Consider the following 24,956-nt stretch of genomic DNA (forward strand, 5'->3'; position numbering starts at 1 on the left):
CTTAGGAGAGAGCAGATGATGAATAATTATTCAGAAGAAAAAGGTTATTTTGGAGAATTTGGTGGAAGTTTTGTACCGGAACAATTACAAGCTGTCCTCGAACGATTAGATGAAGCATTTTTAAGATTTAAAAATGATCCCGAATTTTTGCAAGAATATCATTATTACTTAAAAGAATATGTCGGAAGAGAGAATCCTTTAACCTATGCAGAGCGTTTAACCAAAAAATTGGGAGGCGCAAGAATATATTTAAAAAGAGAAGATTTAAATCATACTGGTGCCCATAAAATTAATAATGTAGTAGGACAAATTTTACTTGCTAAAAAAATGGGAGCCGCTCGTGTTATTGCAGAAACAGGGGCCGGTCAGCACGGGGTTGCGACAGCTACTGCGTGTGCCATGATGAATATAGACTGCACTATTTATATGGGAAAAGAAGATGTGCGAAGACAGGAATTAAACGTATTCCGTATGGAATTATTAGGAGCTGAAGTTGTAGCTGTTAACCAAGGGGGAGGCCGTTTAAAGGACGCGGTCGACGAAGCGTTAAAAGATCTGGTTGCAAACTATGAATCTACCTTTTACTTAATTGGGTCTGCGGTTGGCCCTCATCCATACCCGTCGATTGTTCATTATTTTCAATCGGTTATTAGTGAAGAATCAAAAAGACAAATTCTTGAAAAAGAAGGATGCCTGCCCGATGCTGTTGTTGCTTGTGTAGGTGGCGGAAGTAATGCGATCGGAGCATTTTCTGCCTATCTGGAGGATAAAGACGTTCGTTTAATTGGGGCTGAGCCAGTTGAAGCTGCTACTTTAACACAAGGAAAGCCAGCAGTGCTGCACGGTTTTAACAGTCTTTGTCTTCAAGATGATGAAGGCAATCCGCTTCCGACAGAATCTATTGCAGCCGGCTTGGATTATCCCGGAATTGGTCCTGAGCATAGTTTTCTTAAGATCTCGGGACGGGCCGAGTATGTTACCGTTACAAAAAAAGAAGTACTTGAAGCTTTTCAAGAAATCTCCCGGACGGAAGGAATTATTCCTGCGCTTGAAAGTGCCCATGCGATTGCACATGTTATAAAATTAGCTCCATCTTTACAAGAGGATAGTATTATTATCGTAAACTTGTCAGGACGAGGAGATAAAGATGTGGCTGAAGTGAAAAGACTTCTAGAATTAAATGTATAAATAAACAACAAAAGTGCCCGGACTCAGTAAATTTCTGATTCGGGCACTTTTTATACTTCAAGGAAGTTTAACTTTGTTAAAGGTTCAAAGTAAGGAAAACGACCTCTTCCGCCATAAGGACTTGGTGCCAAGCCGAGTTTTTTAATCTACCTTATTCTGCTTGAATAATGGTTGAAGGATCGAGCATCGTAATAACGATGATAGCTAATAAAAAACAGTAAATGGCAAAATAAATTAACCTTCCTTTGTTTAAAAAGTTAATCAACCATACAATCCCAATCCACGAGGTAATAAAAGAGGCTATAAACGATACAATCAGCTGCAGGGTGCCAATAGAAGCGAGGGCACCTGTATTTAAGTCATCAATAGCAAGCACTGATGAACCTAAAATGACCGGTATAGATAATAGAAAGGAATAACGAACGGCTGTTTTTCTATTTAATCCAGCATATAGTGCTGCAATTAATGTGCTGCCAGAACGTGATATCCCTGGAAGTACAGCTAAAGTTTGTGCAAGCCCAACAATAACAGCATCAAGCAGGTTCATTTCTTTTTCTGTACGATGTCCAATTTTATGATATTTTTCGATTAATATTAAAAAAAAGCCTGTTATTGCTAGAGAAGATGCGATAAAAATAGGAGTTTTAATAGACTCTGCAAGGAAGTCTTCCAATAACAATCCTAAAAAGCCTGTGATCAATGTGGCAATGACAATGTAAATGGCAAAGAAAAATTCTGGACGGTCCTCTGGATGCCTTTGTGCTATGAAACGGAAAAAAGCATTTATAAGATGGATAATATCGCTGCGGAAATACAATACGACAGCTACTATCGAACCTAAATGTAGAATTACTTCAAATGATAATCCTGGAAAAGAATATCCAAATAATAATTGAGCAATTACAATATGTGCCGTACTAGATATAGGAAGGAATTCCGCAATCCCTTGTACGATTCCAAAAATTAACGCTTCTAAAACACTCATTTATTCCACTCCTTCATCCGTCTGCATTTGTGTTTTTACAAACGGTTCTCATTTCCCTTAGTAAGTGTAGCAAAACCAGGTCAAGGTGGGAAGAAAATTTTGGCTCAAAATTCAATCATCAAAAAGCGTTCACAGAATGTAGGTAGGAGATATAGTGTAAAACTAGTAAAATAGAAATAAAGATACAGCGGGCTGAACAGGAGGATATGGAAAATGAATAAAAAATTCATCACGAGCATGGTGCTTGCAGCAGCCATAATAATCATTAGTTATGTGATATTTACAAATATTTCTGCACAAGAAGTCGGTACACAAGAAGGTGATGCTGCAGCTGACTTTACCCTTCCTTCGTACAATGGAGAGGAGCGCTCTTTATCTTCTTATGAAGGTAATATCGTAATTATGAATATGTGGGCTTCCTGGTGTGAGCCATGTACCGAAGAAATCCCTGAATTAATGGAATTTCATCAACAGTATGAGGAACAAGGTGTTATAGTATTAACGATTAATATGAATTCTTTTGAACGAAAGCAAGAGCAAGCAGAGAAATTTGTAGAACAATTTGACATGAGACAAACTCCGGCTTTAATTGATGAAGAAGGCGAAGTGGCTGATTTATACAACTTGCAGTACTTACCGACGACATACATTATTACTAGAGATGGTACGATAGCAGAAAAAATAGCGGGAGAGATTAATTTTAAACAGTTAGAAGAAAAAGTAGCAGATCAGCTATAATTAATAATAATAGACCTGCACACGTAAGGTAGAAGAGAGGTGAAAAAAATGTATGAAGAGAAAACGGTGCAGGTTATAGATATTCTAGAAGAAGATCAATGGATTCAAAAACTAAAAACAAATGGAGGAGCAGGACAGGCGATATTATATTTCGTTTGTAGCCCCCGTGTTAACATTGGAGATACAATAAAGGTAAATACTACGGCAGCAAAATTAAAATTAGGTACTGGTGGATGGGATATGGTCATAACTTCCTTGGAAAAGGATAACTATAACGAAGGCAGCGGCCATATTATGAAAGCACGTTATACTCCGTGCCAGCACAGTGTTTTTGCTGTAGATTCTCCTGAACATCCTGATCACGCCCTTTTTAAACTTCCATTTGAATTACACCAAAAGAAAGTTTTACTCGCTGAACTTCATAGTATGCTGCCGATTATTTTAGGAGCAATCTTTATGTGTAAGGAAGATCAGCATATTGGGATTGTTTTATCGGATGAAGCTGCGATACCTGCAGGGCTTAGTGATCATATGAGAGCGTGGAAAAGCGACCCAAGGGTGCATGTCGTGACGACTGGCCAATCTTTCGGGGGGACCGCTGAGGCTGTAACAATCCCCAACGCGTTACAATGGTTAATGTTAAAAAAACAAGTAGATGTATTGATTATCTCCATGGGACATGGAACAGTTGGCACCAATACGCCTTTTGGGTTCAGCGGTATGGCACTGGCAGGCTGGGCAAATATAGTAGGAGCGTTAAAGGGCGAATCGGTATGGTTACCGCGAATTTCTTTTCGTGAGAAGAGGAGCCGTCATTTTGGATTAAGCCATCATACTCTAACACCGCTGCAACATTTTACTTACGCACCTTCCACCCTGGTCCTGCCGGCTTTGGAAAGGTATAAAATGGAGAAATTCGATGAACAGACGAAGGCACTTCGACGTCATTCGTTTATTAAAATAAAATATGAAGAAGTAGAGAAGTGGATGCCGCTTTGGTTAAATTGGTATAAAACGAACCACCCCTCTATTCATACAATGGGGGTGAAAGTCGAAGAACATACGGATTATCTAAAAGGGATTATGGCTTCAGTGAAATATGTTCAGTAACCAAAAGATTAAGGAAACGATACGATCATTGAGGAGGAAACGATGAAACTAACAGAAAAAACAACACACAAAGAATCAATATACAAAGGAAGAATTGTCGATTTGAATCTTCATGAGGTAGAACTGCCAAATGGAAAAACTAGCAAGAGGGAAATTATCAATCATCCTGGAGCAGTAGCGTTGATTGCTCTCACGGAAGAAGGCAAGCTTTTGATGGTTAAACAGTTTCGAAAAGCTCTCGAAAAAGAAATTGTTGAGATTCCAGCTGGAAAATTAGAAGCAGGTGAAAATCCTGAAGATACAGCTATAAGAGAATTAGAAGAAGAAACAGGTTACAAAACGAGTCAATTGAAAAAGGTAATCTCTTTCTACACTTCTCCCGGGTTTGCTGATGAAATTGTTCATATTTTTGAGGCAAATAACCTAACAAAAGGACGCTCATCTACAGATGAAGATGAGTTTGTGGAGGTAATGGAAGTGTCGTTAGAAGAAGCTGAGAAAATGATAGAAACAGAAGAAATCCATGATGCAAAAACTGTTTTTGCTGTTCAGTACATACGAAATAGGACAGCGGAAAGTTCACCCTAAACTTGATTATGAAATATAAAAGGAACGGTAATAGAAAAGTTTCCCGGCTCATAGAGTGTAACATGTCCTATTAAGCAGGGAGGCAGTTTAAAATGTTCCAGACAACGTCTTTACTGATACAAAAACATTGGCTCGAATATCGTTCCTTTTACTGGTTTTCCCTTATATTATTATTTATGGGAGTGATTTTTGGAGCAGTTTTAGTTAATAGTTTGTCGCTGCCTTTGAAAAATGACCTTTATTATTACCTTCAGCAATTCCTTACCCAATTTGAATCCGGAACAGATATTACTGCTCGTCAAATATTTTTACAAAGTATTTCTCACCACGCTGGTTATATAGGCTTAATGTGGGTACTTGGGCTGTCCGTGGCAGGAGTTCCTTTCATATTAATTCTATTGTTTCTTAAAGGAGTCGTTTCTGGATTTACGATTGGATTTTTAGTTCAGCAAATGGGAAGCGGTGGATTTTTTCTAGCTTTTGCCTCCATTTTGCCGCAAAATATAATCGTAATTCCTGCTTATATGATCATGGCAGTAACTTCTATCGGAATATCATTAAGCATTATAAAACATTTATTTAAACAAAGCCGTTCTACTCCAGTGCCTGCGGTAATCTTAAAATCGGTAATTATATCTGGAGGAATTCTATTACTTCTCAGCGGTGCTGCAGCAATAGAAGGCTTTTTATCTCCTGCGATGATGAGAAATGTGATAGAGTGGGCAATTTAATTCTCATTTTATAATCATTTTAATTTAATGATAATTATTATTATCATTTGACACTCTTCCCAGCTGTCATTATAATAAAAACGTAGCCGCTTATCAGGGGGAGGGTAAACATGGAGCAAAGAATCGATAGGATTAAGAAGCAACTTCATTCTCAAAGTTATAAACTAACGCCCCAAAGGGAAGCGACTGTAAGGGTGCTTCTTGAACATGAAGAGGATCATCTGAGTGCAGAAGATGTTTATCTGCTCGTGAAAGAAAAAGCTCCGGAAATTGGATTAGCTACCGTGTATCGTACACTTGAGTTACTTAATGAATTAGAAGTCGTGGATAAAATAAATTTTGGGGACGGTGTGTCCCGTTATGACCTTCGTAAAGAAGGAGCTGATCATTTTCACCATCATCTTGTCTGTATAGAATGTGGTTCAGTAGATGAAATTCAAGAAGATTTGTTAGGTGATGTTGAAAAAGTAGTCGAAAGAGATTGGCATTTTAAAATTAAAGATCACCGTTTAACATTTCATGGTGTTTGTCATCGCTGTCAAGAAAATGGGGATTCAGAGAAAAAAAATCAATCTCCAGAAAAAGCAATTAATAAAGTGCGCTAAAACCTTTTCGTCAGGAAGAGGTTTTTTATTTGTTCTATTTTAGGAAAATTTAACTTTGCTAAAGGAATAAAGCATAAGTAAAGACTAAATTTTTTGCCAAAGCAAGTTTTTCAAACATATGCTTAAAATTTATTTATCTAAATCAATTTCATAAGTGCTATTTTGTTTATCAAAAACGAACATTATATTGATTGTAGCGGAAGGCGGCGACTGCGGGATAAGCTTGAGCTGAAGACCCCGCAGGCAGCTTGCTGCCGAGGAGGCTGAAGCGAAGCCCGCGGCAAAGAAGACACTACGACAACGAACAAAGTGAGTTGGAGTAGATGTCGCGCTTGTACCCCGAGGGTGAAAGCGTCCGTCTGAAACGAAAATCGAACGATAGCGAAGGGATTTTATATGATGTTCGTTTATAATGATATAGAAATGAATGATGAAATTCATTCATCTATATACGGAATAGCTGGTCTGTTCACTCAGGAAATTTATAAGGATACGTATAATAAAGGTTGTTTTTGTCATAGATAATTCATAGCTGTGTTAGAAAGGAGGAATTCATAATGGAAAAGTGGATGTCATATGGGGTAGAAACAATTAAAATTTTCGTTATTTTTATAGTGTGCCTTTTAGCTTTTTATTATGGTATTCTATGGTTAAGTGATAGTTATGAAGCAGATGAACGACTAAATAAGCCAGAGAAAAATTATGAGGAAGTTAAAATAAATAGTAAAATTAGTTTTTATTAAGACAACTATATCAAGGGGGAAAGGGATTTGCAGCATGACGTATTAGATTTTCTCCACTATTGTCAAGTTGAAAAAGGATTATCTGAAAATACGATTAGCTCTTATAAAAGAGATTTACTTAACTATATTTCTCATTTAGAGAAAAATTATTTAAAAGACATAGAACAAATAGAGAGATCTCATATTGTTGACTTTCTATTTACAATGAAAGAAAATGGACGCTCTACCTCTACCATAGCAAGAACGATTTCATCTATACGTGCCTTCCACCAATTTTTGTTAAGGGACCAGAGATTAAAAAAAGACCCTTCTGAGTTAGTTGAAATACCAAAGGGAGAGAAAAAATTACCAGATGTGCTTTCTGCCTCAGAAGTAGAAAAATTGTTATCTGCCAGTGAAGGTGTTACTGCATTTGATCTTAGAAATAAAGCTATGCTTGAATTAATGTACGCAACAGGTCTTCGAGTGACTGAACTTTGTGAGCTTGAAGTTGGTGATATCCATTTGCAAATGGGATTTGTACATTGTATCGGAAAAGGTAATAAAGAAAGAATCATTCCGCTTGGTAAAATGGCGCAAGAGGCATTAGAGCAGTACATACATAAAGGCCGGTCTTTTTTAATGAAAAAGAAAAGGCATGACGTTTTGTTTGTAAATCATCATGGAAACCAGTTATCGAGACAAGGATTTTGGAAAATATTAAAGACTGCTTCAGAGAAAGCCAATATCCAAAAAAAATTAACTCCTCACACACTTCGTCACTCGTTTGCTACTCATCTTCTAGAAAATGGTGCCGATTTACGAGCGGTGCAAGAAATGTTAGGGCATGCTGATATCTCCACAACACAAATCTATACCCACGTTTCTAACCATAAATTAAAAGATGTCTACATCCATTTCCATCCTAGAGCATGAAAGTTTAAAGCAAATGTTATTATCAACGGTTAAAACTACATTATGGAAAAGGTGATAAAATGTCAAATTATCATTTCAAACGAATATTTGTCATCGTTATGGATTCCGTTGGAATTGGAGAAGCTCCCGACGCGAAAGAGTATAATGATAAAGGGGCTGATACTTTAGGTCACATTGCTGAAAAAATGAATGGTCTCCATATGCCTCATATGGAAAAACTGGGGATTGGAAATATTAAAAACACAGCTGGAATAGAAGCAGTAGATCAGCCGCAAGCTCACACCGGTATAATGGAGGAAGCTTCTCATAGCAAGGATACAATGACAGGACATTGGGAAATTATGGGACTTCATATCAAGGAACCTTTTCGCACTTTTCCGGATGGTTTTCCAAAAGAGCTTATTTCGAAACTAGAGCAGGAAACGGGACGTAAAATAATTGGAAACAAAGTTGCCTCTGGCACAGAAATTATTAAAGAGCTTGGCGGCGAGCATATGTCATCTGGAGCTCTTATCGTTTATACATCCGCTGATTCTGTACTGCAAATAGCCGCACATGAAGACGTTGTGCCGATTGAAGAACTATACGATATTTGTGAAAAAGCGAGAGCAATGACTTATGAATCGCCTTATATGATTGGTAGGGTTATTGCACGGCCGTTCATAGGTCAACCAGGCGCATTTGAAAGAACAGCGAATCGTCACGACTATGCTTTAAAACCTTTTGGCCGTACAGTAATGAATGAATTAGCGGATAAAGGATTAGACAGCTTAGCAATTGGTAAAATCAGCGATATATATGACGGGGAGGGAGTAACTGAATCCATTAGAACAAGTTCAAATAACGACGGCATGGATAAAATTATTCAAACAGCAAATAGAGATTTCACCGGCTTATGCTTTTTAAACTTGGTAGATTTTGATGCTAAGTTTGGGCATAGAAGAGATCCTTTAGGTTATGGAAAGGCACTTGAAGAGTTTGATGAAAGACTGCCTGACTTAATGGAAGAATGCCGAAGGGAAGATGTCATCATAATTACAGCAGACCATGGAAACGATCCTGTCCACCACGGAACCGACCATACTAGAGAATTAGTACCATTGCTTGTTTATACCCCGGCATATACACCTGGAAATGACTTAGGAGTAAGAAAAACGTTTGCAGATATTGGTGCTACTTTGGCTGATAATTTTAACGTTAAACGCCCGGAAAATGGTACAAGCTTTTTGAAAAACATTACGAAATAAGGGTGATGCATTTGACAACTAAACGCCTCTTAGAAGACGCAGCCGAAACACTTCAAGAAAAAATTGATTTTGAACCAAAAGCAGGGCTGATTTTAGGTTCCGGGTTAGGAGTATTAGCAGAAGAAATCGAAAATCCTGTAAAGGTGCATTATGAAGACATTCCTGGTTTTCCTGTTTCTACAGTGATAGGACATGCCGGACAGCTCGTTTTCGGTCGCTTAAAAGGAGTTCCTGTCGTGGCTATGCAAGGAAGGTTCCATTATTATGAAGGCTACACGATGCAGGAGGTAACCTTTCCTGTCAGAGTTATGCGTGCCCTTGGAGTGGATACTCTGCTTGTCACAAATGCAGCAGGGAGTGTGAATGAATCCTTTTCTCCTGGTCATTTAATGCTTATTAAAGATCATTTAAACTTGCAAGGAGATAATCCCCTTCTTGGAAAAAATGATGATACACTAGGGCCAAGATTTCCAGATATGTCATCAGCATACAGCGTGGAACTCATGGAAGCAGCAAGAAAAGCTGCGTCTTCTCTTAACATTACGTTACAAGAAGGTGTGTACGCTGCAAACACAGGTCCTGCATATGAAACACCAGCAGAAATAAGAATGATTAGAACATTAGGTGCAGATGCAGTTGGAATGTCAACTGTTCCAGAAGTTACGACTGCTGTTCACGGCGGAATGAAAGTGTTAGGAATTTCATGTTTGTCCAATATGGCAGCCGGTATTTTAGATCAGCCGCTAAGCCACGATGAAGTAATCGAAACAACTGAAAAGGTAAAAGAAGAATTTCTTTTGTTAATGAAAGAGATAATACACCAAATGGGTAAGGGAGAGGCTTAGCATGAATCAATTAGCGGAAAAAGTAACAGAAGCAGCCAATTATCTAGAAGAAAAAATTGTAAATCAGCCGAAAATTGGTTTAATATTAGGTTCTGGATTAGGTGATTTAGCAGAAGAAATTGAAGCAGCAACTGAAGTTGAATACAGTTCTATTCCTTATTTTCCTATTTCTACGGTAGAAGGACATGCAGGAAAATTAGTTATAGGAAATTTACAGGGAAATGTAGTTATAGCTATGCAAGGACGTTTTCATTATTATGAAGGTTACAGTATGCAAGAAGTAACATTTCCTGTAAGGGTCATGCAAGCTTTAGGTGTAGAGACACTTCTAGTAACTAATGCTTGCGGTGGGATGAATCCTTCATTTCAACCTGGAGATTTAATGGTGATAGAAGACCATATCAATATGACAGGAACAAATCCGTTAATTGGACGAAATGATGAAAAATTGGGACCGCGTTTTCCTGATATGAGCCAAGCTTATGATAAGTCACTTCAAAAGATTGCAGAAAATGCAGCTGAGTCAATTGGTATATCGGTACAAAAAGGTGTCTATACAGGGATTTCCGGGCCTGCTTTTATGACGGCAGCTGAATTAATTATGCTGAGACGTTTAGGAGGAGATGTAGTCGGAATGTCTACTGTACCTGAAGTAATCACAGCCCGGCACGCAGGCCTTAAAGTGCTCGGTATCTCGTGTATTACTGATATGGCAGTAGGAGAGGAAATAGAGGGCGTCTCTCATGAGGAAGTTATGGAAACAGCCTCTAAAACAAAACCTAAGTTTATTGCTCTTGTAAAACAAATACTTAAAGAGATGTAAATTAAACTCTCCTTTAACCGTGAATGATAGTTATATAGGATGCAGGTGATGAAACACTGCTGCAGTATGCAGCAGTGTTTATCTGCGCATTTATCCCCCCTTTCCTCAGAATGTCATAAATGGGAAAAGGGGGGATAGAAAAGAAAGGGTGCGTGTAATATGAGAATGGTGGATATCATTGCAAAAAAACGTGACGGCAGGGAGCTTTCTGATGATGAAATTCGTTGGTTTGTAAATGGATACAGTAACGAAGAAATCCCAGATTATCAAGCTTCGGCATTTGCAATGGCTTTATACTTTCAAGGGATGACGCAAAAAGAAGCTGCGTCTCTAACATTTGCGATGGCTGAATCTGGTGATCAGCTTGATTTATCTGAAATCGAAGGGACGAAAGTAGATAAACATTCAACAGGAGGAGTAGGAGATAAAACAACCCTTATACTAGGTCCGCTTGTGGCTGCTCTTGGAATTCCTGTTGCAAAAATGTCAGGGAGAGGATTAGGGCATACAGGCGGTACTATTGACAAGCTCGAATCGTTTAAAGGGTTTCGAACAGAACTGAAGCAAGATGAATTTATCAAGCTTGTAAATGAGAATAAAATAGCACTTGCCGGTCAAAGCGGAAATCTTACTCCTGCCGATAAAAAGTTATATGCCTTAAGAGATGTGACAGCTACCGTCGATTCCATTCCACTTATAGCTAGTTCTGTAATGAGTAAAAAAATTGCAGCAGGTGCTGACGCGATCGTATTAGATGTGAAAATGGGGTCCGGGGCATTCATGGAAAATCTAGAGGACGCAAAAGCGTTAGCACAAGCGATGGTTAAAATCGGACATTCCTTAAATCGAAAGACGATGGCTGTTATCTCTAATATGGATCAACCTTTAGGACGTCATGTTGGAAATGCCCTCGAAGTAAAAGAAGCGATAGAGACCTTAAAAGGACAAGGACCTGATGATCTTCATGAATTAAGCGTTGAATTGGCTGCTCATATGGCAGCAGCAGGCGGAAAAGCTTCGAATGAAAAAGAAGGCCGTAAGTTGATTGAAGAAGTAATCTCAAATGGCAAAGCTATTGAAAAGATGAAGCTGTTTATTGAAAAACAGGGAGGAGATGCAACGGCAGTAGATAATCCGGATTTATTCTGTACAGCAGCCTTTAAAAAGGAAATAAAAGCTCCAAAACCCGGATATGTACAATCAATGCATGCTGCACAAATAGGAAGAGCAGCTATGGTGTTAGGTGCTGGAAGAGCAACAAAAGATGATATAATTGATCATGCCGTTGGTATAGAGCTTCATAAAAAAATAGGCGATGAGGTAAAAAAAGATGAATTAATAGCAACATTGCACAGCAATCAGCCAGATACAGAACAAGCCGAAGAGATGGTAAAAAATGCTTTTTCTTTAGTCAAAGCCAAAACAGAAAAGCCGCTCCTTATTTATGAGACTATTTATAATTAAATAAGGAAAACATCAGGGTCTGTATGGATGCAGTATGACATCTATGCAGACTTTTTTACTGTCTAAGATCTAAAATGGAAAATATTTATATTAGGCTATCCGGAAAGCAACTTTTCTTATTGTAAAATTTCTTAGTATATACGATGAAAATAATGGAAAAAATAATCGTATCATTATGGGAGGTGTCTGGAATTGATAAAAAGTCTACCTGCGTTAAAGACCAGTTTTCTTTGTGTATTGACACTGGTTACATTTATACATTCTGAATCGGTTTTCGCAAAGGAAGAAGAGGAAAAAATCCCTGAACTCGCGGAAGATGCTAAGTCAGCCATTATTATGGAAGTGGACACAGGACAGGTTCTTTACAACAAAAATGAAAATGAAAAACTGCCTCCAGCTAGCATGACTAAAATAATGACAATGCTGCTCGTCATGGAAGCTTTAGAAAAAGAAGATATTCAATTAGATGAACAGGTTACAGCTAGTGAACATGCTGCCTCGATGGGAGGGTCGCAAATATTTTTGGAGCAAGGAGAGCAAATGACAGTTCATGAACTGTTAAAAGGGGTAGCAGTAGCTTCCGGAAACGATGCATCAGTAGCTCTGGCTGAACATATTGCAGGTACGGAAGAGAAATTTATTAAAAAAATGAACGATAAAGCAGAAGAGCTGGGGTTAGAAAATACACACTTCAACAATACAACAGGGTTAACCGAAAAAGATCATTACACTACAGCCAGAGATCTTGCGGTTATGAGTCAGGCCTTGCTTCAACATGAAAAAATTTTAGAATATACGAGTATTTACGAAGATTATTTACGACAAGGCACTGATAAAGAATTTTGGCTTGTTAATACAAATCGTCTGGTAAAACATTATGACGGCGTAGATGGATTAAAAACAGGTTTTACTTCGGAGGCTAAATATAATTTAACCGCAACGGCGCAAAAGGATGGAATGCGTGTAATAACTGTTCTAATGGGAGCAGAATCACCGAAAAAAAGGAATAAACAAACAACTGAAATGCTTGATTATGGTTTTCAAAACTATCAAAAAGTAGTCTTAGCTGAAAAAGGAGAAGAAATAGCTTCTATTCCAGTAGAAAAAGGGAAAACCAAAACTGTACCGGTTACATTGGAAAGAAATGCTGCCATTGTCCTTCCGAAAGGCAAAAAAATTGAAAAAATCGATAGAGAGATAGATATCAATGACAAAGTTATTGCTCCAGCTGAAAAAGGTTCAGCGGCAGGGGTTGTACAATTTTATGATGGAGAGAAAAAACTAACTGAAAAAGAGTTGGTATTAGACGAAGAAGCACAATCTGCCAGCTGGTATGTTTTATTTAAAAGAACACTCTCTTCCTTAACGGGACAATTGTCGTAAAAAAAGCGCTGAATGAAAATAGTCACTTCTTTTACCGAATAAACACTAGTTTTGTCATGAAGAAAGGAAATGTTTGAAAAGAATTGAATATTAGCATCAGAAGTAATGACAAACGTTTAGGGGGGAAATAGTATATGAGTTTATCAGTCAACCTAGAGCAAGTCGGTGATGTCCTGTGTATCCGGTTAAGAGGAGAATTAGATCATCATTCTGCAAGAGAGCTGAGAAGTCAAGTTGACGATTACTTGGATGCCCATCAAATACAGCATATTGTCTTAAATTTGGAAGAGCTTAATTTCATGGATAGTTCAGGTATTGGGGTGATTTTAGGCAGGTACAAACAAGTCAGGAGAAATGGAGGAGAAATGGTGGTCTGCTCTATTTCTACACCGGTTAAACGGTTGTTCGAGCTATCGGGTCTCTTTAAAATTTTGCGTTTGGAAAATCGGGAGACAGATGCACTACGAAAGCTGGGGGTGGCCTAAAAGTGAAAAATGAGATGAAATTGGAGTTTTCCGCGGTGAGTGAAAATGAAGCATTTGCAAGGGTGAGTGTTGGTGCCTTTGTCGCTCAGCTTGACCCTAATATGGACGAGCTGACAGAGTTAAAAACCGTAGTTTCTGAAGCTGTAACCAACTCCATTATTCATGGATATGATGAAAACCCAGCCGGCACGATTACGATTATGGTGAAAATTGATACGGATATGGTAGAACTTACCGTAAAAGACAATGGTGTGGGCATAGAAGATATAGGAAAAGCAAAGGAGCCTTTATATACGTCAAAACCGGAATTAGAACGTTCAGGGATGGGATTTACCATTATGGAGAATTTTATGGATGAGGTGGAAGTGATCTCCAAACCAAGCACTGGTACTACTGTTTACTTAAAAAAGCGTTTAGCTAAAAGCAGATCACTTTGTAATTAAGGAGAGTCTGTATGGATGTAAAATTAAAAAAGCACCAGCCTCTTCAAGATGACAAAGTAAGAGACTTAATACGACAAAGTCAGGATGGAGATCAAAAAGCACGAGAAGAAATAGTAAATAAAAATACTAGGCTGGTTTGGTCGGTAGTTCAACGTTTTATTAATCGAGGATATGAAGCGGAAGATCTTTTTCAAATTGGTGTGATCGGGTTAATTAAATCAGTGGATAAATTTGATTTGTCCTATGATGTTAAATTCTCTACTTACGCTGTCCCAATGATTATTGGAGAAATTCAGCGTTTCATTCGAGATGATGGTACAGTAAAAGTAAGTCGTTCCTTAAAAGAATTAAATAACAAAGTAAGAAAAGCAAAAGAAGAATTAACAAAAAAATTAGGCAGAGTACCGACTCTTCAAGAAATTGCGGAATCCATGGAAATGCCAATGGAAGAAATTGTGTTTGCTACAGAAGCGACAAGAAGTTTATCGTCATTACATGAAACCGTGTATGAAAATGACGGCGATCCAATAACGTTAATGGACCAAATTGCTGATCAAGGAGATTCAAAATGGTTTGATCAAATAGCTTTAAAAGAAGTTGTTGAACAATTAGAAGAACGTGAACGATTAATCGTTTATTTACGTTATTATAAAGATAAGACCCAGTCTGAAGTAGCACAAAGGTTAGGAATTTCTCAAGTACAAGTTTCACGGTTAGAAAAAAGAATTCTCCATAAAATGAAAAGTCAGTTGTCAGATTAGACAGCTGGCTTTTTTGTTATATTTTAGGAAAGTTTAACTTTGCTAAAGGATCAAACTACGACTTCCGCCATAAGGACTCAGCGGCAATCCGAGTTTTTCTAAGTCATATCGGCTTTTACATAATTCTCCTAAACTGATGAAGGTTATGGGTAAACGTATGCATCTTCAGTGAACTTTCTTTTTCAGAGACTGTGTATTTCTCTTCATCCCCACATATTGAAGTATGATCCTTTTGTTTACGTTCATACTAAGCAAAAGGGAGGGACGGATATGCACCAACAAATATATATGCAGTTATATACCGGGATAACGGTACAGCCAGGCCAGGATCTGTATCTTAAGGATGTTGCACGTCTCGAGGGGGAAGCAGAAAGTCTTCGTCCTCTAATGTCTGTTCACTTGTACAGTATAAGCCGTACAGATAAAACGCACGTAGTTCTTGATATATTAACTATTCTACAAAAAATCCATAAACAATTCCCTGAGATTGATATTACTGTGGTTGGTCCCGAGCAAACGGTAATTGAAGTAACGATTGAAAAAAAGCTTATTTCTCCTCTAATGCTGGTTTTAGTCTGGTTTCTATTGTTTACTGGTGCTGCTCTGGCTATTATGAATTTTCACGAAGATGTCAGTATGCTGGCCGTTCATCAAAAGCTGTACACCCTTGTTACTGGAAAACAGAGTGAACAGCCTTTATTATTGCAGGTTCCTTATTCGATTGGATTAGGCCTTGGCATGATTTTATTTTTTAACCATGTATTCAAAAAAAGAATCAATGAAGAGCCTAGCCCGCTTGAAATTGAAATGTTTCATTATAAAAAAGATATTGAAGAATACCTAGCTGACACAGAATCTGATCGGAGTTCAAAACCTTGGCAGTCGAAGCTTTATTCGCCATATTCATCGGATTAAGCGGCGGACTGGCGGTTGGAAGTGGGCTTGTAGCTTTTATTACCGTGTTAGGGATTATTCCAAGGCTTGTCCAGCTGACAAAAACACAAAAGGCCATTCAAGCATACGAAATTGCAGTCATTACTGGAGCTGTTATAGGATCCATTGCTACTCTTCATGATATAAAAGGAACATTTCCTGCTGTGTTAACCATTCCAGTAGGCTTAGCTGCAGGAATGTTTGTTGGAATGCTTGCGGCAGCTCTGACAGAAGTATTAAATGTATTTCCAATCTTGGCTCGTCGTGTAGGAATGGAAAAAAATATTATAGTGCTTGTAATGGCGATTGTGTTCGGAAAAATTTTGGGGTCGCTTTTTCACTGGATATTTTTCGTGAAATTTTAATGAAAATGAATGGGGGAAAGTAATTTGATTCGAAGAAAGAAATGGAAATCTCGAAGCTTTCACAGTGATCACCGGCATAAGAGACAATCGGAGGATAAGAATGAAGAAACACCGATCTCTAAACACTTAGAGGTGAACGAAAAAGAATTAAAAGACCGCCTTGGCATTGGGGTAAGCTTTGATGTAGGTATTAGAAAACTTGAGATATTGGGTAAGGAAATTCAAATATATTTTGTGAATGGTCTTTGTGACATGGAATATATCATTGAATTGTTAAAAGAACTAATGGATTTAGAAGCAAGAGGAAGAGAAACCCCCCATGTCAGAGAAGCTATTGAAAACCACCTGACTCATGTACAAGTGGAATACAAAGATACATTAGAAGATTGTATAGTTGAAATGCTTTCGGGTCTTATTTTTATACTAGTCGAAGGCGAAGACAGAGCTTTTGTTGTAGATGTTCGGAACTATCCTGGACGGGGGCCGGAAGAACCTGATAATGAAAAAGTGATACGAGGTGCAAGAGACGGGTATACCGAAAATATTATAGAAAATACGGCGCTTACAAGAAGAAGAATCAGGGATGAAAGGCTTCGTCATGAAATTTTGAGAGTAGGGGTACGGTCAAAAACAGATATTTGTATTTCTTATATTGAAGGAGTTGCCGACCCTAATTTAGTAAAGATTGTCCGTAAAGAATTGGAGTCGATTAAAATAGATGGTTTGCCCATGGCAGATAAGGTAGTAGAAGAATATATGGTAAACCAGGGGAATAACCCGTTTCCTCTCGTTAGATATACCGAACGTCCTGATGTTGCAGCTCTTCATTTGTTTGAAGGGCATGTTATTGTAATTGTTGATGCTACTCCAAGTGTGATAATAACCCCCACTACCGTTTTTCATCATGTTCAGCATGCTGAAGAGTATAGACAGGCTCCTTTTATAGGAACGTTTATAAAATGGATTCGATTTATCGGGATGTTTATTTCATTGTTTGTATTGCCGCTTTGGCTTTTATTTGTATTAGAACCAAATTTACTTCCAGACCAGTTTAACTATATTGGTCCCAGTGAAGATGCGAACGTGTCAGAATTTATGCAGATTATTATAGCTGATGTGGGGTTGGAACTACTAAGAATGGCAGCGATACACACGCCTTCTCCTCTTACTACAGCACTCGGACTTGTAGCTGCACTGTTACTTGGGGAGGTAGCTATAGAAGTTGGATTATTTACATCTGAGGTAGTATTATATGTTGCACTTTCGGCAATTGGAGCCTATTCCAATCCGAGTTATGAATTAGCTATCGCTATAAAAATGATAAGGCTTCTATTATTAATTGTTGTGGTTAGTTTTGGAAGTATTGGGTTTGTTATGGCTAGTACGATACTATTTTTAATGCTTATTCAAATTCGTTCTCTAAATAAACCTTATTTATGGCCATTAATACCGTTTGATCCTCAGTCATTATGGCAAATTGTGATGAGAACAACAGTACCAAACTTACGCCGCAGGCCTAGAATTGTACATCCGCAGGATACGATAAAACAGACTTCGGAATAGGAGTGTCGGACTTTTAGAGTCCGGCGCTCTGTTTTTTCAATGTTTAATCCTTTTTATCCTGTGAAAATGATGCTAAAATGTAAACATTCATTTGTCGTAGATAAGGAGAGAACGAGTCATGTATTTACATGGAACGAGTAAAATAAACAGCCTGGGACACCTTGAAATAGGCGGGGTGGACACGGTTGATATTGCAAAAAAATATGGCACTCCTGTGTACGTGTATGACGTGGCACTGATTAGAGAGCGTGCCAGCGGATTTAAAAAAGCTTTTGAAGAAGCAGGGGTGCAGCATCAGGTAGCTTATGCCAGTAAAGCGTTCAGCTGTATTGCTATGGTTCAGTTAGCAGATCAACTGGGCTTAAGCCTTGATATTGTTTCAGGCGGTGAATTAATGACTGCCAAAAAAGCGGGTTTTCCTATGGAGAGAGTTCATTTTCACGGGAATAACAAAAGTCCTGAAGAAATAAAATTTGCGCTAGATCTTGGTGTAGGCTGCATTGTACTTGATAATTTTTACGAAGTTGCTCTTTTACAGCAAGAAGCTGTTTCTAGAAACCAAAAAGTAGATGCTCTAATACGTACCACACCGGGTGTAGAAGCCCATACTCATGAATATATATCAACAGGTCAAGAAGACTCTAAATTTGGTTTTGACCTCTCAAGCGGTCAGGCCGACAAGGTAATTAAGATTCTTCAAGAAGATACAAATGTTAATTTACGAGGTGTCCACAGTCATATCGGTTCACAAATTTTTGACACGAATGGATTTGTACTAACGGTAGAAAAACTCTTTTCTCAATTTACAAGATGGAAAGAGGAGTATGGTTTTGTGCCGGAAATTCTTAACGCTGGCGGAGGCTTTGGCATTAGATACGTGGAAGGAGATGAACCGCTCCCCCCTGAAGATTATGTGAAAGACTTAATAAAAGCTGTGAAAAAAGAATCTGAAAAAGCAAACATGGATGTTCCAGAAATATGGATTGAACCTGGCCGTTCTATTACAGGGGATGCAGGAACTACTCTTTATACTGTCGGCTCCAAAAAAGATATTCCAGGAGTACGGAGGTATCTTTCTGTCGATGGAGGAATGACAGATAATATCAGACCAGCGCTGTATCAAGCAGAATATGAGGGGATTTTGGCTAATCGAGCAAACGAGCAGGCAGAAGATCACTTCGCTGTGGCAGGAAAGTGCTGTGAAAGCGGAGATATGCTTATCTGGAAGCTTGCGCTGCCTGAAGCAGATCATGATGATATTTTGGCTGTATTTTGTACAGGAGCCTATGGATATTCTATGGCTAATAATTACAATCGAATAACAAAACCTCCCGTTGTCTTTGTAGAGGACAATCAAGCTGATCTAGTTGTTAAAGGGGAGACATTAGAAGATATAACGAAAAATGATCTTCCCTTACGTTCAAAAGAACGAGTATAATAAATTTATAAACAGCAGCAGGTGTTATTATTTCTTCCAGAACAGCTGCAGTAAATATTTCAGATTATAAAATAACTATTTGAGGTGAGAATCGTATGAAAAAAGGCAGCATCGCATTTGAAAATGGAGAACAAATTACGATTGAATTTTTCCCGGATGCGGCTCCGGGGACAGTAGAAAACTTTGAAACCCTTGCAAATAAAGGTTTTTATAATGGTTTGAATTTTCATCGCGTGATTCCGGGTTTTGTAGCACAAGGGGGCTGCCCTAATGGAACCGGAACCGGGGGGCCTGGCTATACAATTAAATGTGAAACGGAAGGTAATCCCCATAAGCATGGCCGGGGGTATCTTTCTATGGCACATGCAGGTAAAGATACAGGGGGAAGTCAATTTTTCATTTTATTTGAACCGCAGCCTCATTTAGATGGCGTCCATACTGTGTTTGGAAAAGTAACGGAAGGTATGGATTCTGTGGATAGAATACAACAAGGCGACGTTATGAAAGAAGTAAAAGTATGGGATGAGTAAAATGTACTAAAATGTACAACCGGCAGGAATTAAATCTGCCGGTTTTTTCTATAGATTCAGGGTAAAGCCAGCTGGTAAAAGGAGGAACGATTCCATGAAAGAAAAAGTCGGCAATTGTACTGTTTGTGGTAAAGAAGTGTTTTGTTTGAATGGATTTTTAAATGGGGTATTGGATAATCAAAAAAATTTATTTTGTTTTTTATGTATAGAAAAAAAGGAAAAACAAGCATAATGAGTTGACGTTTCATATAGAAAAAGGATAAAATCAGTTTATAAAGTAAGTAAACTGGATTTATGACTAGTTTATTTAACGATATATTAAGCGGTACCTTCGGGGTCGGGTGTAATTCCCAACCGGCGGTGATAAAGCAAGCAATACATGTTTTTCAGTCCGTGACCCGTAGTGATTTTATCATTACGGTGGATCCGGTGGAAATCCGGAGCCGACAGTAACAGTCTGGATGGGAGAAGGATAAGCCGTGTTCAAAAATTATCATACAGCAGCCTTAGGATACGTGTATGTTTTTTTAAATCATCCTATTGCGAGAGAATGATGTCTAACCCCTTGAAAAAGGGCTTATTTGAGCACGTTTAAACCCTGAAGAATCCTTGTGTTCTTGAGGGTTTTTTATTATGCATGGATGAGTTAGCCAAACAAGTAAGGCCTCATTCAATACTTATCAATTAACACTCTAAGAAATGGGGGCGTTCAAAGAATGACAGATATAGAATATATGAAGCTGGCTTTACAAATGGCCCATTCTACAAAAGGACAGACGTCCCCTAATCCTGTAGTTGGAGCTATCGTTGTAAAAAATGGAAGAGTTGCCGGTATGGGTGCACATTTAAAAGCTGGGACAGAACATGCAGAAGTCCTTGCACTGAATATGGCAGGCAGTGATGCAGAAGGCGCAACCATTTATGTTACTCTTGAGCCATGCAGCCATTTTGGAAAAACACCCCCATGTGCTGATTTAATAATAGATAAAAAAGTAAAACGTGCTGTGGTGGCAACACTAGATCCAAATCCTCAAGTATCAGGAAATGGTGTTCGAAAATTAAAAAAAGCAGGAATAGAAGTGACAGTGGGGGTGAAAAAAGAAGAAGCAGATTGGCTGAACCGGCATTTTTTTCATTATATTCGGACAGGACTCCCATACGTAACCTTAAAATCAGCAGCTTCAATAGATGGAAAGACAGCAACACATACAGGAGAAAGCCAGTGGATTACAGGTCCTCGTGCACGTGAAGACGGACACATTTTACGTCATGAACATGACGCTATATTAGTTGGTATCGGTACGGTATTAAAAGATAATCCGTCCCTTACAGTAAGAACTTCTACTGGCGGTATACATCCTGTACGAATAATACTCGACCACCAATTAAGAACACCTCTTACAGCGAAATTGCTGACTGATAAGCAAGCTCCCGTTTGGATTTTTTGTTCAAAAGAAGCAGACAGCACCAAAATAAATCGCTTGGAGAAAGCGGGAGCTGAGGTAATCTCGATTTCTTCAAAAATTGAGGCGGGTGAAGTACTGCAAGTTTTGGGGAAGCGAAAGATTCAATCTGTTTACGTAGAAGGCGGCGCAGCAGTTCACGGAAGCTTTTTAGAAGCAAAAGCTTTCCAAGAAATTGTCTGTTATATTGCACCTAAATTAATCGGAGGTGCTGATGCTCCTACCGTGATAGGAGGAACAGGATTTTCTTCAATGGCACAAGTGCCTGAACTAGATGTAGTTTCATTAGAACAGCTAGAGTCAGACATTAAAATGGTAGCTGTTCCCAAAAGAAGTAAGGAGTGACTGAATTGTTTACAGGGATTATAGAAGAGAAAGCCGCTGTAAAAAAAATCGAGGAAACCGATGAGGCTATGATTTTAACAATTGAGGCTAACACTATTATGGATGGTATACGTCTTGGTGACAGTATTTCAGTTAACGGCGTTTGTTTAACGGTTACTTCATTCCAATCAAATTATTTCACCGTGGATGTTATGCCTGAAACAATAAAAGCCACCAGTTTAAAGGTGCTCTCAGAAGGAGCTAAAGTAAATCTCGAACGGGCAATGTCTTTTGATGGCAGATTTGGAGGACATTTTGTTACAGGGCATGTTGACACCACAGGTACTATCCGTTCCATCACTCCATACGAAAATGCTTATTATATTGATATTGAGCTTCCTAGACAGATTATGACATATGTCATGGTGAAAGGATCAGTCGCAGTGGATGGAATAAGCCTGACTGTATTTGGAGCTGATGATGAAAACAACATTTTAACTATTTCCATTATTCCCCATACGTGGCAAGAAACGATTTTAAATGAAAAAAAGATCGGGGACCCTGTAAATATTGAAGCAGATATGCTGATGAAATATACTGAAAAACTGTTAAATACCCGTCAAAAAACAGCTGAAAACATAACGGAGGAAACATTAAAAGATAATGGTTTTATGTAATAAACATTAGGGGAAAGAAGGGATGTAAAAATGGCAGAGGACCACGTGTTTGACCCAATCGAAGAAGCAATATATGATTTGATGCAAGGTAAAGTAGTAATTGTGTGTGATGATGAAGATCGTGAAAATGAAGGTGACTTTGTTGCTCTTGCTGAAAAAGTGACACCAGAAACAATAAATTTTATGATTACGCATGGGCGTGGACTTGTTTGTACTCCTATTTTGGAAAAAAGAGCTCAGGAATTAGAGCTTGTTCCGATGGTCGATCATAATACAGACCCCCATGGGACTGCCTTTACAGTGAGTGTAGACCACAATTCTACGACGACAGGAATTTCTGCTCATGAACGGGCAGATACGATTAAAGCATTGCTTCATCCGGAGAGTAAAAGCTATAATTTCAAACGGCCGGGTCACGTCTTCCCATTAGTAGCCAAAAATGGCGGAGTCCTTCGAAGAGCAGGCCACACAGAAGCAGCTATTGATCTAGCTAGATTAGCTGGCTCTGAACCAGCAGGCGTTATTTGTGAAATTATTAAAGATAATGGAGAAATGGCAAGAGTACCAGATTTAAAAATAATTGCTGATAAGCATGATTTAAAAATGGTAACTATAAAGGATCTCATTCAATACAGACATAAAAAGGATAAACTTGTAAAACGAGAAGCAGAAATTAAACTCCCTACTGACTTTGGCGACTTTAAAGCGATTGGATATACATCTGTTGTAGATGATAAAGAAAGTATTGCTCTTGTGAAAGGACAGCTTCGCCCGAATGAACCGACACTTGTTCGTGTGCATTCAGAATGCTTGACTGGAGACGTATTTGGTTCCCACCGCTGTGACTGCGGACCTCAGCTTCAAGCAGCATTGCAGCAGATTGAAAAAGAGGGAACCGGCATATTATTATATATGAGACAAGAAGGACGCGGAATTGGCCTCATTAATAAAATGAAAGCCTATCAGCTTCAAGAAGAAGGGTATGATACAGTAGAAGCTAATGAAAAACTGGGGTTTAAACCGGACTTACGGGATTATGGTATAGGAGCTCAAGTTTTAAGAGATCTTGGCGTTTCTAAAATGAAGCTTCTTACGAATAATCCAAGAAAAATTACCGGACTAAAAGGATATGGTCTTGAAGTTGTCGAACGAGTAGCTTTACAGCTTCCTTATAATAAGGAAAATGAAAGGTATTTACGAACAAAGTATACTAAATTAGGCCATATGCTTCATTTTTAAGTTAATGTACAGATTTGCTTGAAAAACATTGTAGAATGATAGTACCTATTTAAAAAGTAAAGGAGTTTAACAATGGCAAATATTTATGAAGGAACCCTAGTAGGAACCGGTTTAAAAATAGGCATTGCAGCCGGAAGATTTAATGAATTTATTACGAGTAAACTTCTAAGCGGGGCTGAAGACGCGTTAAAACGCCACGGATTGGAAGAAACTGATATTGATGTAGCATGGGTACCTGGAGCGTTTGAAATTCCATATGCTGCAAAAAAAATGGCTGAAACCGGAAAATATGATGCAATTATTACGTTAGGAACAGTCATTAAAGGTTCGACACCACACTTTGATTATGTTTGCGGGGAAGTAGCAAAAGGAGTAGGAAACTTATCGTTAGAAAAAGGATTACCAGTCATTTTTGGTGTATTAACGACGAATACCATTGAACAAGCTATAGAAAGAGCGGGTACGAAAGCAGGGAATAAAGGTGCTGAAGCGGCTTTAGCAGCAATTGAAATGGCGAATCTTGATAAAAACATAAAAAAAGAGTAAACTAATAATGACACATTAAAAACTCGACTTGCCGCCTTGTAAAAGAAAATGCCACGTCCTGTGGAACGGCGGCATTCGTGTGTGTTCTGTACTTAGAACGTTGTAGTTTTACTTCTGCTGTTTACCAATAATATTTATAACTATTGAACAGTGAAATAAAAGAACATGACGGTTTAATCTGTCATGTTTCTTCTATGTCATGCGGGAAAGTATAAGCTTTTTACACTTTATGAAAATAAATATTATAAAAATGGGCGAAATTTACAAAGAAATTTGTATAAAATATTGATATGGTTGGCGATGATAAAAAAGTACAAAGAAATATGTTATTGCTCCGCCACCTCTTTTCATAAGTATAATTTGAAGTATAATGAGAGAAAAGCAATTAGAAATTTTTGTTTGGCAATAAACTTCTCTCAAGAATAAGGGATGATCAGTATGTTTATTAAATTCAAATCAGCCTATAAAAAAATTGCCATGGGATTGCTCTCTTATATGCCTGAAGAAAAGGACGTTAAGAAATTACAGGAAACAATAAGAAATTATGAAGAAAACGAACAATGGCAGTTATATTTGTGGAAAGAAGCTGATGATATTATCGGTGTACTTGGTCTTTATTTTTATGAAGACAATACAGCGAGATTACAACACCTATGTGTTAATCCATCTTATCGAGACGAAGGAATTGGCAGAAAAATGGTGTTAACAATGAAAGAAAGATTAGATGGAGATCTTATTGGCTGTGACGAAACCGTAGAGTTTCTAGGAGCATGTATAGAAGATAATGAAAAAAATAAACAAACAGGTGAAGTGAGCGGGTAAGA

The 24,956-nt window shown here is 38.2% G+C and carries 28 protein-coding genes and 1 riboswitch; of the genes, 27 read left to right on the top strand and 1 reads right to left on the bottom strand.

Annotated elements, in window-relative coordinates:
• Positions 1–18: 18 nt before the first annotated feature.
• Positions 19–1,188 (top strand): tryptophan synthase subunit beta, encoded by a 1,170-nt coding sequence (gene trpB, locus CEF16_RS02840; RefSeq protein ID WP_091579392.1) that lies wholly within the window; start codon positions 19–21, stop codon positions 1,186–1,188.
• A 151-nt stretch (positions 1,189–1,339) separates the two neighbouring features.
• Here the strand turns inward: trpB and uppP are convergent, their stop codons facing one another.
• Positions 1,340–2,173, bottom strand: a complete 834-nt coding sequence (gene uppP / locus CEF16_RS02845; protein ID WP_091579395.1) for an undecaprenyl-diphosphatase UppP — start codon at positions 2,171–2,173, stop codon at positions 1,340–1,342.
• Between the two features lie 213 nt (positions 2,174–2,386).
• On the opposite strand from uppP, the gene CEF16_RS02850 reads away from it, so the two are divergent.
• The 26 genes from CEF16_RS02850 to CEF16_RS02970 all read left to right on the top strand — a co-directional run bounded on the left by CEF16_RS02850 (position 2,387) and on the right by CEF16_RS02970 (position 24,954).
• Positions 2,387–2,911 carry a TlpA family protein disulfide reductase gene (locus tag CEF16_RS02850; RefSeq protein ID WP_091579398.1) on the top strand — a complete coding sequence of 175 codons (525 nt, stop codon included), beginning with the start codon at positions 2,387–2,389 and terminating at the stop codon, positions 2,909–2,911.
• Between the two features lie 48 nt (positions 2,912–2,959).
• Complete coding sequence (locus CEF16_RS02855) at positions 2,960–4,021, top strand: DUF3866 family protein (RefSeq protein ID WP_091579401.1); 1,062 nt, start codon at positions 2,960–2,962, stop codon at positions 4,019–4,021.
• Positions 4,022–4,063: 42 nt separating this feature from the next.
• Positions 4,064–4,609 carry an NUDIX hydrolase gene (locus tag CEF16_RS02860; RefSeq protein WP_091579404.1) on the top strand — a complete coding sequence of 182 codons (546 nt, stop codon included), beginning with the start codon at positions 4,064–4,066 and terminating at the stop codon, positions 4,607–4,609.
• Positions 4,610–4,701: 92 nt separating this feature from the next.
• Positions 4,702–5,340, top strand: a complete 639-nt coding sequence (gene spoIIM, locus CEF16_RS02865; RefSeq protein ID WP_091579406.1) for a stage II sporulation protein M — start codon at positions 4,702–4,704, stop codon at positions 5,338–5,340.
• 110 nt (positions 5,341–5,450) lie between these two features.
• Positions 5,451–5,945 (top strand): ferric iron uptake transcriptional regulator, encoded by a 495-nt coding sequence (fur, locus tag CEF16_RS02870; protein ID WP_091579409.1) that lies wholly within the window; start codon positions 5,451–5,453, stop codon positions 5,943–5,945.
• 557 nt (positions 5,946–6,502) lie between these two features.
• Positions 6,503–6,688, top strand: coding sequence for a DUF4227 family protein (locus tag CEF16_RS02875; protein WP_091579412.1), 186 nt, complete (start codon positions 6,503–6,505; stop codon positions 6,686–6,688).
• A gap of 27 nt (positions 6,689–6,715) precedes the next feature.
• Complete coding sequence (gene xerD / locus CEF16_RS02880; RefSeq protein WP_091579414.1) at positions 6,716–7,603, top strand: site-specific tyrosine recombinase XerD; 888 nt, start codon at positions 6,716–6,718, stop codon at positions 7,601–7,603.
• Positions 7,604–7,662: 59 nt separating this feature from the next.
• A complete protein-coding gene (gene deoB / locus CEF16_RS02885; RefSeq protein ID WP_091579417.1) occupies positions 7,663–8,850 on the top strand; it encodes a phosphopentomutase in 1,188 nt (395 codons plus the stop codon).
• Positions 8,851–8,861: 11 nt separating this feature from the next.
• Entirely contained in the window at positions 8,862–9,695 is an 834-nt protein-coding gene (locus tag CEF16_RS02890) for a purine-nucleoside phosphorylase (RefSeq protein WP_425427947.1), read from the top strand.
• 1 nt (position 9,696) lies between these two features.
• Positions 9,697–10,518 carry a purine-nucleoside phosphorylase gene (locus tag CEF16_RS02895; protein ID WP_091579422.1) on the top strand — a complete coding sequence of 274 codons (822 nt, stop codon included), beginning with the start codon at positions 9,697–9,699 and terminating at the stop codon, positions 10,516–10,518.
• Positions 10,519–10,677: 159 nt separating this feature from the next.
• On the top strand, positions 10,678–11,982 hold the full coding sequence (locus CEF16_RS02900) for a pyrimidine-nucleoside phosphorylase (protein ID WP_091579425.1): 1,305 nt from the start codon (positions 10,678–10,680) through the stop codon (positions 11,980–11,982).
• A 195-nt stretch (positions 11,983–12,177) separates the two neighbouring features.
• Entirely contained in the window at positions 12,178–13,365 is a 1,188-nt protein-coding gene (locus CEF16_RS02905; RefSeq protein ID WP_091580707.1) for a D-alanyl-D-alanine carboxypeptidase family protein, read from the top strand.
• A 134-nt stretch (positions 13,366–13,499) separates the two neighbouring features.
• Positions 13,500–13,850, top strand: coding sequence for an anti-sigma F factor antagonist (gene spoIIAA, locus CEF16_RS02910; RefSeq protein ID WP_091579427.1), 351 nt, complete (start codon positions 13,500–13,502; stop codon positions 13,848–13,850).
• A 2-nt stretch (positions 13,851–13,852) separates the two neighbouring features.
• On the top strand, positions 13,853–14,293 hold the full coding sequence (spoIIAB, locus tag CEF16_RS02915; RefSeq protein WP_091579430.1) for an anti-sigma F factor: 441 nt from the start codon (positions 13,853–13,855) through the stop codon (positions 14,291–14,293).
• Between the two features lie 11 nt (positions 14,294–14,304).
• A complete protein-coding gene (gene sigF, locus CEF16_RS02920; RefSeq protein ID WP_091579433.1) occupies positions 14,305–15,054 on the top strand; it encodes an RNA polymerase sporulation sigma factor SigF in 750 nt (249 codons plus the stop codon).
• 270 nt (positions 15,055–15,324) lie between these two features.
• On the top strand, positions 15,325–15,969 hold the full coding sequence (locus tag CEF16_RS02925; protein WP_091579435.1) for a stage V sporulation protein AA: 645 nt from the start codon (positions 15,325–15,327) through the stop codon (positions 15,967–15,969).
• Positions 15,930–16,352, top strand: coding sequence for a stage V sporulation protein AB (locus CEF16_RS02930; protein WP_091579438.1), 423 nt, complete (start codon positions 15,930–15,932; stop codon positions 16,350–16,352). The genes CEF16_RS02925 and CEF16_RS02930 overlap by 40 nt, the downstream gene beginning before the upstream one ends.
• Positions 16,353–16,484: 132 nt before the next feature.
• Positions 16,485–17,915, top strand: coding sequence for a spore germination protein (locus tag CEF16_RS02935; RefSeq protein WP_281259205.1), 1,431 nt, complete (start codon positions 16,485–16,487; stop codon positions 17,913–17,915).
• Positions 17,916–18,033: 118 nt separating this feature from the next.
• Complete coding sequence (gene lysA, locus CEF16_RS02940; RefSeq protein WP_091579444.1) at positions 18,034–19,353, top strand: diaminopimelate decarboxylase; 1,320 nt, start codon at positions 18,034–18,036, stop codon at positions 19,351–19,353.
• Between the two features lie 95 nt (positions 19,354–19,448).
• Positions 19,449–19,883, top strand: coding sequence for a peptidylprolyl isomerase (locus tag CEF16_RS02945; RefSeq protein WP_091579446.1), 435 nt, complete (start codon positions 19,449–19,451; stop codon positions 19,881–19,883).
• A 94-nt stretch (positions 19,884–19,977) separates the two neighbouring features.
• Positions 19,978–20,115, top strand: coding sequence for a hypothetical protein (locus CEF16_RS23555; RefSeq protein WP_170031539.1), 138 nt, complete (start codon positions 19,978–19,980; stop codon positions 20,113–20,115).
• Between the two features lie 91 nt (positions 20,116–20,206).
• Positions 20,207–20,360: riboswitch (FMN riboswitch) on the top strand.
• 239 nt (positions 20,361–20,599) lie between these two features.
• Positions 20,600–21,691: a bifunctional diaminohydroxyphosphoribosylaminopyrimidine deaminase/5-amino-6-(5-phosphoribosylamino)uracil reductase RibD gene (ribD, locus tag CEF16_RS02950; protein WP_091579449.1), complete on the top strand. Its 1,092-nt coding sequence runs from the start codon at positions 20,600–20,602 to the stop codon at positions 21,689–21,691.
• 5 nt (positions 21,692–21,696) lie between these two features.
• The gene (locus tag CEF16_RS02955; RefSeq protein ID WP_091579452.1) at positions 21,697–22,347 is read left to right on the top strand and encodes a riboflavin synthase; all 651 of its coding nucleotides are present in this window, start codon (positions 21,697–21,699) and stop codon (positions 22,345–22,347) included.
• Positions 22,348–22,377: 30 nt separating this feature from the next.
• On the top strand, positions 22,378–23,586 hold the full coding sequence (locus CEF16_RS02960) for a bifunctional 3,4-dihydroxy-2-butanone-4-phosphate synthase/GTP cyclohydrolase II (RefSeq protein ID WP_281259141.1): 1,209 nt from the start codon (positions 22,378–22,380) through the stop codon (positions 23,584–23,586).
• A gap of 72 nt (positions 23,587–23,658) precedes the next feature.
• Entirely contained in the window at positions 23,659–24,132 is a 474-nt protein-coding gene (gene ribH / locus CEF16_RS02965) for a 6,7-dimethyl-8-ribityllumazine synthase (RefSeq protein ID WP_091579454.1), read from the top strand.
• 438 nt (positions 24,133–24,570) lie between these two features.
• Entirely contained in the window at positions 24,571–24,954 is a 384-nt protein-coding gene (locus CEF16_RS02970; protein ID WP_091579457.1) for a GNAT family N-acetyltransferase, read from the top strand.
• Positions 24,955–24,956 lie beyond the last annotated feature (2 nt).

This window comes from Alteribacillus bidgolensis (genome assembly GCF_002886255.1).
GTDB lineage: Bacteria > Bacillota > Bacilli > Bacillales > Marinococcaceae > Alteribacillus > Alteribacillus bidgolensis.

Excerpts from the sequence above, each read along its gene's own strand:
- lysA (WP_091579444.1), top strand. The coding sequence starts at position 18,034 with ATGTATTTACATGGAACGAGTAAAATAAACAGCCTGGGACACCTTGAA.
- CEF16_RS02875 (WP_091579412.1), top strand. The coding sequence starts at position 6,503 with ATGGAAAAGTGGATGTCATATGGGGTAGAAACAATTAAAATTTTCGTT.
- deoB (WP_091579417.1), top strand. The coding sequence starts at position 7,663 with ATGTCAAATTATCATTTCAAACGAATATTTGTCATCGTTATGGATTCC.
- CEF16_RS02970 (WP_091579457.1), top strand. The coding sequence starts at position 24,571 with ATGTTTATTAAATTCAAATCAGCCTATAAAAAAATTGCCATGGGATTG.
- CEF16_RS02925 (WP_091579435.1), top strand. The coding sequence starts at position 15,325 with ATGCACCAACAAATATATATGCAGTTATATACCGGGATAACGGTACAG.
- sigF (WP_091579433.1), top strand. The coding sequence starts at position 14,305 with ATGGATGTAAAATTAAAAAAGCACCAGCCTCTTCAAGATGACAAAGTA.
- CEF16_RS23555 (WP_170031539.1), top strand. The coding sequence starts at position 19,978 with ATGAAAGAAAAAGTCGGCAATTGTACTGTTTGTGGTAAAGAAGTGTTT.
- CEF16_RS02945 (WP_091579446.1), top strand. The coding sequence starts at position 19,449 with ATGAAAAAAGGCAGCATCGCATTTGAAAATGGAGAACAAATTACGATT.
- trpB (WP_091579392.1), top strand. The coding sequence starts at position 19 with ATGAATAATTATTCAGAAGAAAAAGGTTATTTTGGAGAATTTGGTGGA.
- CEF16_RS02960 (WP_281259141.1), top strand. The coding sequence starts at position 22,378 with ATGGCAGAGGACCACGTGTTTGACCCAATCGAAGAAGCAATATATGAT.
- ribH (WP_091579454.1), top strand. The coding sequence starts at position 23,659 with ATGGCAAATATTTATGAAGGAACCCTAGTAGGAACCGGTTTAAAAATA.
- fur (WP_091579409.1), top strand. The coding sequence starts at position 5,451 with ATGGAGCAAAGAATCGATAGGATTAAGAAGCAACTTCATTCTCAAAGT.
- CEF16_RS02860 (WP_091579404.1), top strand. The coding sequence starts at position 4,064 with ATGAAACTAACAGAAAAAACAACACACAAAGAATCAATATACAAAGGA.
- ribD (WP_091579449.1), top strand. The coding sequence starts at position 20,600 with ATGACAGATATAGAATATATGAAGCTGGCTTTACAAATGGCCCATTCT.
- spoIIAA (WP_091579427.1), top strand. The coding sequence starts at position 13,500 with ATGAGTTTATCAGTCAACCTAGAGCAAGTCGGTGATGTCCTGTGTATC.
- CEF16_RS02855 (WP_091579401.1), top strand. The coding sequence starts at position 2,960 with ATGTATGAAGAGAAAACGGTGCAGGTTATAGATATTCTAGAAGAAGAT.
- CEF16_RS02895 (WP_091579422.1), top strand. The coding sequence starts at position 9,697 with ATGAATCAATTAGCGGAAAAAGTAACAGAAGCAGCCAATTATCTAGAA.
- spoIIM (WP_091579406.1), top strand. The coding sequence starts at position 4,702 with ATGTTCCAGACAACGTCTTTACTGATACAAAAACATTGGCTCGAATAT.
- uppP (WP_091579395.1), bottom strand. The coding sequence starts at position 2,173 with ATGAGTGTTTTAGAAGCGTTAATTTTTGGAATCGTACAAGGGATTGCG.
- CEF16_RS02900 (WP_091579425.1), top strand. The coding sequence starts at position 10,678 with ATGAGAATGGTGGATATCATTGCAAAAAAACGTGACGGCAGGGAGCTT.
- CEF16_RS02850 (WP_091579398.1), top strand. The coding sequence starts at position 2,387 with ATGAATAAAAAATTCATCACGAGCATGGTGCTTGCAGCAGCCATAATA.